Raw genomic sequence first — 10,083 nt, 5'->3', positions numbered from 1 at the left:
TCATGAGGTTTCAGCTCACGACCAGTCATTTTCTTCAGCAGCTCAGCACGGGACTGGATCTTGCCTGGGTTCTCGCAGAAGTGAAGCATGGCACGGAACTCACTGCGCGGCAGTTTGTACTGTTCGCCATCAGGCCCGATCAGAGAACGGCTGTTGATGTCCAGTTCCCAACCGTTGAACTTGTAGCTTTCAACGCTACGACGTTCTTCGCTGACGGTACCCAGGTTCATGGTACGAGACAGAAGGTTGCGGGCACGGATAGTCAGTTCGCGCGGGTTAAACGGCTTGGTGATGTAATCGTCTGCACCGATTTCGAGGCCGAGGATTTTATCGACTTCGTTATCGCGGCCAGTCAGGAACATCAGCGCAACGTTAGCCTGCTCGCGCAGTTCACGCGCCAGCAGAAGACCGTTTTTGCCTGGCAGGTTGATATCCATGATCACCAGGTTGATGTCATATTCAGAGAGGATTTGATGCATTTCCGCGCCATCAGTCGCTTCGAATACATCATAGCCTTCCGCTTCGAAAATACTTTTTAACGTGTTGCGTGTTACCAACTCGTCTTCAACGATAAGAATGTGCGGGGTCTGCATGTTTGCTACCTAAATTGCCAACTAAATCGAAACAGGAAGTACAAAAGTCCCTGACCTGCCTGATGCATGTCGCAAATTAACATGATCGGCGTAACATGACTAAAGTACGTAATTGCGTTCTTGATGCACTTTCCATCAACGTCAACAACATCATTAGCTTGGTCGTGGGTAGTTTCCCTCTGGACCCGACAGTGTCAAAAACGGCTGTCATCCTAACCATTTTAACAGCAACATAACAGGCTAAGACGTACCGGACACCCAATAAAACTACGCTTCGTTGACATATATCAAGTTCAATTGTAGCACGTTAACAGTTTGATGAAATCATCGTATCTAAATGCTAGCTTTCATCACAAAATTGCAATAATCCAACTAGTTGCACAGGATAACTAATTAACACGGCGAATCCTATGAATGAGATTCATTTTAAATCAAATTATCTCTGATAAACAGAAGGATATACTGTTTCTGTTAACATAAAAAACATTAGTAAAGTAAGGAAACAGTTTAGCGCCTTTTATGAAAGGTGAAACGGTTTTCCACTGATTTTGGTTAAAATTTTGTAAATTCGCTCCGCGTAATATCTTGACATAGTTCACACAATTGCCCGCGGACAGGCATAAAGAGTAAAAAAATGCGCATTACTATTATCCTCGTCGCTCCCGCCAGAGCGGAAAACATTGGTGCTGCGGCTCGCGCCATGAAAACCATGGGATTCACTCAGTTGCGTATCGTTGACAGTCAGGCGCATCTTGAACCCGCCACGCGCTGGGTGGCGCATGGCTCCAGCGATATTATTGATAATATTACTGTTTTTCCGACGCTTGCGGACGCGCTTGTCGATGTTGATTTTACCGTCGCCACCACGGCTCGCAGTCGGGCAAAATTTCACTACTACGCGACGCCGGCGGAACTGGTTCCGCTGCTGGAAGAAAAATCGGCCTGGATGAATCACACCGCGCTGGTTTTTGGTCGTGAAGATTCCGGACTGACCAACGATGAACTGGCACTGGCGGATGTTCTGACCGGCGTGCCAATGGTTGCAGATTATCCTTCATTGAATCTGGGGCAGGCGGTGATGGTCTACTGCTATCAATTAACAAATTTAATGCAACAACCTGCTAAAGAAGTCGATTCATCTGATGAATTTCAGTTACAGGCATTACGCTCACGCATCATGAGCCTGTTGGCCACTCTGGAGGTTGCAGATGACAGCAAACTGGTCGACTGGCTGCAACAGCGTCTGGGGCAATTAGGGCAGCGAGACACGGCAATGTTGCACCGCCTGGTCCATGATGTCGAAAAAAAAGTCACAAAATAATAATTTTCCTTTAGTTGTATTTATGGTGATAACTGCTGATTTCAAGAGGGGTTTTCCTGCGGGTTTGGTTGAAAATAAACCTTTCGCCAGCAGCTCATGAACAAGTTTCGTCAGGTGAGTAAATCAAATATTTATTGACTTAGCTCACCATATACTTTAACCAATATAGACATACAGCACAGACAGATACCCGTCATACTTCGAGTTGCATCTGCGTTGGCGATTTTTGTTCACCCCAGTCACATCGTTTTCTATGCGCCAGGGCTTCACGCAATTGCCGCCTTCCTGCAAGACGAATTATTTAGGGTAAATAATGACAGAGTACACAACATCCATGAAACGCATCAGCACCACCATTACCACAACCATCACCATTACCACAGGTAACGGTGCGGGCTGACGCGTACAGGAAACACAGAAAAAAGCCCGCACCTGAACAGTGCGGGCTTTTTTTTCGACCAAAGGTAACGAGGTAACAACCATGCGAGTGTTGAAGTTCGGCGGTACATCAGTGGCAAATGCAGAACGTTTTCTGCGGGTTGCCGATATTCTGGAAAGCAATGCCAGGCAGGGGCAGGTAGCGACCGTTCTTTCTGCCCCCGCTAAAATTACCAACCATCTGGTGGCGATGATTGAAAAAACCATCGGAGGTCAGGACGCATTACCCAATATCAGTGATGCCGAACGTATTTTTGCCGAACTTCTGACCGGACTCGCCGACGCCCAGCCGGGCTTTCCGCTGGCGCAGTTGAAAGTGTTTGTTGAGCAGGAATTTGCCCAAATCAAACATGTGCTGCATGGGATCAGCTTGCTAGGACAGTGTCCGGACAGCATTAACGCTGCGCTCATCTGCCGTGGCGAAAAGATGTCGATCGCCATCATGGCGGGGTTACTGGAAGCCCGCGGCCACCACGTTACCGTTATTGACCCGGTCGAAAAACTGCTGGCGGTGGGGCACTACCTCGAATCTACCGTCGATATCGCCGAATCGACTCGCCGCATCGCCGCCGGGCGTATACCCGCCGATCACATGGTGCTGATGGCCGGGTTCACCGCCGGTAATGAGAAGGGTGAACTGGTGGTGCTGGGGCGCAATGGCTCCGATTACTCCGCAGCGGTTCTGGCGGCCTGCTTACGCGCCGACTGTTGCGAGATCTGGACAGATGTCGACGGTGTATATACCTGTGACCCGCGCCAGGTACCTGACGCCAGGTTGCTGAAATCGATGTCTTATCAGGAAGCGATGGAGCTCTCCTATTTCGGCGCAAAAGTGCTTCACCCTCGTACCATTACCCCCATCGCGCAGTTCCAGATCCCTTGCCTCATCAAAAATACCGGTAACCCGCAGGCGGCAGGCACGCTGATCGGCGCCAGCCGCGATGAAGACGATCTGCCAGTGAAGGGGATTTCCAACCTTAATAATATGGCGATGTTCAACGTCTCCGGTCCTGGCATGAAAGGGATGGTGGGGATGGCGGCGCGCGTGTTTGCGGTGATGTCCCGTGCAGGCATTTCCGTGGTACTGATTACCCAGTCATCCTCTGAGTACAGCATCAGCTTCTGCGTGCCGCAGGCCGACTGCGCCCGCGCGCAGCGTGCCTTGCAGGATGAATTCTATCTCGAACTGAAAGAGGGCGTGCTGGAACCGCTGGCGGTCACTGAACGACTGGCGATTATCTCCGTCGTTGGGGATGGCATGCGGACACTGCGGGGTATTTCGGCGAAATTCTTTGCCGCACTGGCGCGCGCGAATATCAATATCGTGGCTATCGCGCAGGGCTCTTCTGAGCGTTCCATTTCGGTCGTGGTCAATAACGACGATGCCACGACGGGCGTACGCGTCACCCATCAGATGCTGTTCAATACCGATCAGGTAATTGAAGTGTTTGTCATTGGCGTTGGCGGGGTAGGCGGCGCGTTACTGGAGCAGCTTAAGCGCCAGCAAACCTGGCTGAAGAAAAAACATATCGATCTGCGCGTGTGCGGCGTGGCGAACTCGAGAGCGCTGTTGACCCATGTGCATGGCCTGAATCTGGAAAACTGGCAGGCTGAACTGGCTGAAGCGAAAGAGCCGTTCAATCTTGGTCGCTTAATCCGTCTGGTGAAGGAATATCACCTGCTGAACCCGGTGATTGTGGATTGTACATCCAGTCAGGCGGTGGCCGATCAATACGCGGACTTCCTGCGTGAAGGATTCCATGTGGTCACGCCGAACAAAAAGGCGAATACCTCGTCAATGGATTACTACCATCAGCTGCGCTTCGCTGCCGCGAAGTCACGGCGCAAATTCCTCTATGACACTAACGTGGGTGCCGGTCTGCCGGTGATCGAAAACCTGCAAAACCTGTTGAATGCGGGCGATGAATTGCTGAAGTTCTCCGGCATCCTGTCCGGTTCGCTGTCATTTATTTTCGGTAAGCTCGACGAGGGTATGAGTCTCTCTGAAGCGACTCGTATCGCGCGTGAAATGGGGTACACCGAACCCGATCCGCGTGACGATCTTTCGGGAATGGACGTGGCGCGTAAGCTGCTGATCCTCGCCCGTGAAACCGGGCGCGAGCTGGAACTGTCAGACATCGTCATTGAACCGGTGCTGCCGAAAGCGTTTGATGATTCAGGCGACGTTGAGGCGTTTATGGCGAATCTGCCGCAGCTTGACGATGCCTTTGCCGCTCGGGTGGCAAAAGCCCGTGATGAGGGCAAAGTATTGCGCTATGTTGGCAACATCGAAGAAGACGGCGTCTGTCGGGTGAAGATTTCTGAAGTGGACGGTAACGATCCGTTGTACAAAGTGAAAAACGGCGAAAACGCGCTGGCGTTCTACAGCCACTACTATCAGCCGCTACCGCTGGTTCTGCGCGGTTATGGTGCGGGTAACGACGTCACGGCGGCAGGGGTGTTTGCTGACCTGCTGCGTACTCTCTCATGGAAGCTAGGAGTCTAACATGGTTAAAGTTTATGCCCCGGCTTCCAGTGCCAATATGAGCGTTGGATTTGATGTGCTTGGGGCGGCGGTGACGCCCGTTGATGGCTCACTGCTGGGCGACGTGGTGTCGGTTGAGGCGGCGGACAGTTTCAGCCTGAATAATCTGGGCCGCTTTGCCGACAAGCTACCGCCAGAACCGCGAGAAAATATTGTTTACCAGTGCTGGGAACGTTTTTGTCAGGAACTGGGTAAGCAAATTCCGGTGGCGATGACCCTGGAAAAGAATATGCCGATCGGCTCCGGATTAGGTTCCAGCGCCTGCTCGGTGGTGGCGGCACTGGTCGCGATGAATGAGTACTGCGGCAAGCCGCTCAATGACACGCGTCTGCTGGCAATAATGGGCGAGCTGGAAGGGCGTATCTCCGGCAGCATTCACTACGATAACGTCGCGCCATGTTTTCTCGGTGGTATGCAGTTGATGATTGAAGAAAACGGCATTATCAGCCAGCAGGTGCCAGGCTTTGATGAGTGGCTGTGGGTACTGGCCTATCCTGGCATTAAAGTCTCCACGGCAGAAGCGCGGGCGATCCTGCCTGCGCAGTATCGTCGCCAGGATTGCATTGCCCACGGGCGTCACCTGGCCGGGTTTATTCACGCCTGCTATTCCCGTCAGCCAGGGCTTGCGGCGAAACTGATGAAGGATGTGATTGCCGAACCGTATCGCGAACGTCTGTTGCCTGGTTTTGCTCAGGCGCGTCAGGCCGTCGCGGAAATTGGCGCGCTGGCCAGCGGTATTTCCGGTTCAGGGCCGACGTTGTTTGCGCTCTGCGATAAAACGGAGACCGCGCAGCGTGTGGCGGACTGGCTGGGCAGTCACTACCTGCAAAATCAGGAAGGCTTTGTTCATATTTGCCGGCTGGACACGGCGGGCGCACGAGTACTGGGATAATTGATGAAACTCTACAATCTTAAAGATCACAACGAACAGGTTAGTTTTGCACAGGCCGTCACGCAGGGGTTGGGCAAGAATCAGGGGCTGTTTTTCCCGCACGATCTGCCGGAATTCAACCTGACAGAAGTGGATGAGATGCTGAACCAGGACTTCGTCAGCCGTAGCACAAAGATCCTCTCGGCATTCATCGGCGATGAAATCCCGCAGGAGATCCTCGAAGAACGTGTGCGCGCAGCCTTTGCTTTCCCGGCGCCGGTTGCTCAGGTGGAAGGGGATGTCGGCTGTCTGGAGCTGTTCCATGGCCCGACGCTGGCGTTTAAAGATTTCGGCGGTCGTTTTATGGCGCAGATGTTGACCCACATCAGTGGCGAAAAACCGGTGACCATTCTGACGGCAACCTCTGGTGATACCGGCGCGGCCGTGGCGCATGCGTTTTATGGTCTGCCGAACGTGCGCGTGGTGATCCTCTATCCGAACGGTAAAATCAGTCCGTTGCAGGAAAAACTGTTCTGCACGCTGGGCGGTAACATTGAAACTGTTGCCATCGATGGTGATTTTGATGCCTGCCAGGCGCTGGTTAAACAGGCGTTTGATGATGAAGAACTGAAAGTGGCGCTGGGGTTGAACTCGGCGAACTCCATCAACATCAGCCGCCTGCTGGCACAGATTTGCTACTATTTTGAAGCCGTTGCCCAATTGCCGCAGGAGGCGCGGAATCAGTTGGTGGTTTCTGTTCCAAGCGGTAACTTTGGCGACCTGACGGCGGGCCTGCTGGCGAAATCTCTCGGCCTGCCGGTGAAGCGTTTTATCGCAGCCACCAACGTTAACGACACAGTGCCACGCTTCCTGCAGGACGGGCAGTGGGCGCCAAAAGCGACCCAGGCGACGTTGTCTAACGCGATGGATGTGAGTCAGCCGAACAACTGGCCGCGCGTTGAGGAGTTGTTCCGCCGTAAAATCTGGCGTCTGAATGAGCTGGGTTATGCGGCTGTAGATGATGAAACCACACAGGAAACGATGCGCGAACTGAAAGCGAAGGGCTACACTTCTGAGCCTCATGCCGCCGTGGCCTACCGCGCCCTGCGTGATCAGCTCAATCCGGGCGAGTACGGTCTTTTCCTCGGCACGGCGCACCCGGCGAAGTTTAAAGAGAGCGTGGAAACGATCCTCAATGAAACGCTGGATCTGCCGAAAGAACTGGCAGAACGTGCGGATCTACCGCTGCTTTCGCAACATCTGCCGGCGGATTTTGCCGCCCTGCGTAAGCTGATGATGACGCGCTAAACCGTCTGCCCGGTGGCGCTATCGCTTACCGGGCCTGTCAGGCGGTGGAGATGAGAAAGCCGGATAAGGCGTAGCCGCCATCCGGCGAAATGCGCATTACTGCTCGTGACGCTTAAACACCAGTTCGCCGTTGCCAGACGCGGCGTCATCAAAGAAGTAACCTTCGCTGTTAAAGCCGGTGAGCTGTTCAGGCGTCGTCAGGCGGTTTTCAATGATGTAGCGGCTCATCAGGCCGCGCGCCTTTTTGGCGTAGAAACTGATGACTTTGAACTTACCGTTTTTCTCGTCGAGAAAGACAGGTTTAATCAGCTCGGCATTCAGTTTCTTCGGTTTCACGGCGCGGAAGTATTCATCCGATGCCAGGTTAATCACCACCTGGTCGCCCTGTGCGGCGAGCGCTTCATTAAGCTTATCCGTGATGATATCGCCCCAGAACTGATACAGATCCTTCCCTTTGGCGTTCTCCAGACGGATACCCATTTCCAGACGATAAGGTTGCATCAGATCCAGCGGGCGCAGCACGCCATATAAACCTGAGAGCATACGCAAATGCTGCTGGGCAAAATCGAAATCGGCTTCACTGAAGTTTTCGGCCTGTAGTCCGGTATAGACATCGCCTTTGAAAGCCAGAATGGCCTGACGCGCGTTTTCTGGCGTGAAGTCCGGCTGCCAGTCATGAAAACGGGTGGCGTTTAGATCGGCGAGTTTGTCGCTGATGTTCATCAGCTTGCCGATTTGCGGGGCTGAAAGTTTACGCGCCACATGAATCAGTTGCTGCGAGTGATCCAGTAATTCAGGTAGCGTATGGCGCGTTGTTGCCAGCGGGCTCTGGTAGTCGAGCGTTTTTGCAGGTGAAATCAGAATCAGCATATCCAGTCCTTGCAGGAAATTTACTGCGACTGTAGCAAAAAACACGACTGAGTTGATCGATAGTTGCGATTAGTCTCGCGGTATGTCGTCCCAGGCATCTGGTGCCAATTGCTGTCCGATGTCCGGGTAACGCAGTGGATCAAACACTGGGCGAACGCCGAGTTTACGCTGACGCAAGTAGTCGCTGGCCAGGGTACGCACCACCGGAGAGAGCAACAATATTGCCGTCAGGTTAGTGATCGCCATGCAGGCCATGATGATATCCGCCAGTTGCCACAGCAGCGGGAAGCTAAGCAAGGTGCCGACCACGACGGTTGAACAGGAGGTAATGCGTAAAGCCCAGATGAAGCGCTTATTGTCCAGCTTCAGAAAGTACAGATTGTTTTCCGCATAGATGTAGTTAACCACAATAGAGCTGAAGGCAAACAGAATCACAATGACTGCGACGAATGCCGCGCCCCACTCTCCGACCAGTGTATTCATCGCTTTCTGCACCAGTTGGATCCCTTCCATCGGCGCATAGGTGGCGTCGTTACCGGCCAGTAAAACCAACATTGCCGTTGCGCTACAGACGATCAGCGTATCGATAAAAATGCCGATCATCTGCACGATCCCCTGTGCCGCAGGGTGCGGCGGCCAGGATGCTGCTGCGGCAGCAGCGTTAGGCGTTGAGCCCATTCCGGCTTCATTGGAGAACATACTGCGTTGAAAACCGCTGGTGATCGCCTGACTCAGCGTATACCCCGCCACGCCGCCCGCCGCTTCTTGCCAGCCAAACGCGCTTTTGACGATAGAAATGATGATGTCCGGCAGTTGGTCGATGTTGATCAGACAAACCACCAGGCTGGTGACCACCCACATCAACGCCATCACAGGGACAAACCACTGCATCATCCGCGCCACGCCTTTGATCCCGCGGACGATAACCAACAGGGCGGCAATCGCCATGACAATACCGGTAGCAACCGGAGGGAAATCAAACGCGAATTTGAGAGCACGGGAGACGGAGTTGGCCTGCACGCTGTTGAACACCAGGCCGTAGGCGATCAGCAAAAAGATGGCGAATAACACGCCCATCCAGCGCATGCCTAAACCACGTGCCATATACCAGGCGGGGCCACCGCGAAACTGACCGTGGCGATCGCGTTCTTTGTAGAGTTGTGCGAGGGCACATTCAGCAAATGAGGTCGCCATCCCAATGATGGCGGCGATCCACATCCAGAACACCGCGCCTGGTCCACCTGCGGTAATGGCCAGCGCCACACCCGCCAGGTTACCGCTACCGATACGGGCGGCAAGGCCGGTGCAGAGTGACTGAAAAGAGGTTAACCCTCCCGGCTGCGGGTTAATGCTGTTTTTCAGACTTCTGCCAACCTGGCGGATATAGCGAAACTGGACGAAGCCTGTGCGCCAGGTAAACCAACACCCTGCTCCGAAGAGCAGGTAGATCATTACCGATCCCCAGAGCACATCATTAATGAACGTGAAAAAATCAGGCATTAACATCCCTCTTGTTGCTGCCGGTACGCTGTAACAACCCTGTGTAAGCGTTACCAATTGTCGAATAGTATATACGCTGCCGGACAATTGATAGCGGCCGAGTAGTATACATGAGGTTGTGTACCTGAATGGGGCGTCACATCAAGCCCGGACCAGAAATTGTCCGCAGATGCCCTCATGGGGATAAGCGCATTGTCTGCGGTTGCGCTGTCACAACGTCGTGTTATCATCAGGGCAGACCGGTTACATCCCCCTAACAAGCTGTTTAAAGAGAAACACTATCATGACGGACAAATTGACCTCCCTTCGTCAGTTCACCACCGTGGTGGCCGACACCGGAGACATCGCGGCAATGAAGCTGTATCAGCCGCAGGATGCCACAACCAACCCTTCTCTCATTCTTAACGCAGCGCAGATCCCAGAATACCGCAAGCTGATTGATGACGCTGTAGCCTGGGCTAAGCAGCAGAGCAACGACCGCGCACAGCAGATCGTCGACGCGACCGACAAACTGGCAGTAAATATCGGTCTGGAGATCCTGAAACTGGTCCCGGGTCGTATCTCTACTGAAGTTGACGCTCGTCTGTCTTACGACACCGACGCGTCCATCGCGAAAGCAAAACGTCTGATCAAGATG

At 53.3% G+C, this 10,083-nt stretch carries 9 protein-coding genes, 1 pseudogene and 1 other annotated feature; of the genes and pseudogenes, 7 read left to right on the top strand and 3 right to left on the bottom strand.

Features of this window, described 5'->3' with window-relative positions; all coding sequences use genetic code 11:
• Positions 1 to 593, bottom strand: a 593-nt coding sequence (arcA, locus tag AB7E14_RS14635; RefSeq protein ID WP_428169628.1) for a two-component system response regulator ArcA, incomplete at its 3' end; no start/stop codon positions are given.
• Between the two features lie 95 nt (positions 594 to 688).
• Here arcA and yjjY point away from each other — a divergent pair.
• The 6 genes from yjjY (at position 689) to thrC (ending at position 7,076) form a co-directional block, all read left to right on the top strand.
• Positions 689 to 829 (top strand): protein YjjY, encoded by a 141-nt coding sequence (yjjY, locus tag AB7E14_RS14630; protein ID WP_042998021.1) that lies wholly within the window; start codon positions 689 to 691, stop codon positions 827 to 829.
• A gap of 398 nt (positions 830 to 1,227) precedes the next feature.
• Complete coding sequence (locus AB7E14_RS14625) at positions 1,228 to 1,914, top strand: tRNA/rRNA methyltransferase (RefSeq protein WP_316962846.1); 687 nt, start codon at positions 1,228 to 1,230, stop codon at positions 1,912 to 1,914.
• A gap of 334 nt (positions 1,915 to 2,248) precedes the next feature.
• Positions 2,249 to 2,314, top strand: coding sequence for a thr operon leader peptide (thrL, locus tag AB7E14_RS14620; RefSeq protein WP_001386572.1), 66 nt, complete (start codon positions 2,249 to 2,251; stop codon positions 2,312 to 2,314).
• Positions 2,250 to 2,370, top strand: a sequence feature (Thr leader region). Its footprint overlaps the gene before it by 65 nt.
• 25 nt (positions 2,371 to 2,395) lie before the next feature.
• On the top strand, positions 2,396 to 4,858 hold the full coding sequence (thrA, locus tag AB7E14_RS14615; protein WP_042998019.1) for a bifunctional aspartate kinase/homoserine dehydrogenase I: 2,463 nt from the start codon (positions 2,396 to 2,398) through the stop codon (positions 4,856 to 4,858).
• A 1-nt stretch (position 4,859) separates the two neighbouring features.
• On the top strand, positions 4,860 to 5,789 hold the full coding sequence (gene thrB, locus AB7E14_RS14610) for a homoserine kinase (RefSeq protein WP_042998018.1): 930 nt from the start codon (positions 4,860 to 4,862) through the stop codon (positions 5,787 to 5,789).
• A gap of 3 nt (positions 5,790 to 5,792) precedes the next feature.
• The gene (thrC, locus tag AB7E14_RS14605) at positions 5,793 to 7,076 is read left to right on the top strand and encodes a threonine synthase (RefSeq protein ID WP_044328249.1); all 1,284 of its coding nucleotides are present in this window, start codon (positions 5,793 to 5,795) and stop codon (positions 7,074 to 7,076) included.
• Positions 7,077 to 7,172: 96 nt separating this feature from the next.
• On the opposite strand, the gene yaaA is transcribed toward thrC, so the two are convergent.
• Complete coding sequence (gene yaaA / locus AB7E14_RS14600; RefSeq protein WP_058587605.1) at positions 7,173 to 7,946, bottom strand: peroxide stress protein YaaA; 774 nt, start codon at positions 7,944 to 7,946, stop codon at positions 7,173 to 7,175.
• Between the two features lie 69 nt (positions 7,947 to 8,015).
• The gene (locus AB7E14_RS14595; RefSeq protein ID WP_042998015.1) at positions 8,016 to 9,446 is read right to left on the bottom strand and encodes an alanine/glycine:cation symporter family protein; all 1,431 of its coding nucleotides are present in this window, start codon (positions 9,444 to 9,446) and stop codon (positions 8,016 to 8,018) included.
• Between the two features lie 283 nt (positions 9,447 to 9,729).
• Here AB7E14_RS14595 and AB7E14_RS14590 point away from each other — a divergent pair.
• Positions 9,730 to 10,083 (top strand): annotated as a pseudogene (locus AB7E14_RS14590) (transaldolase B); the annotation flags it as partial.

Source organism: Citrobacter sp. (assembly GCF_050252275.1).
Lineage (GTDB): Bacteria > Pseudomonadota > Gammaproteobacteria > Enterobacterales > Enterobacteriaceae > Citrobacter_A > Citrobacter_A amalonaticus.
This window is presented reverse-complemented; position numbering and strand designations above follow the sequence as displayed.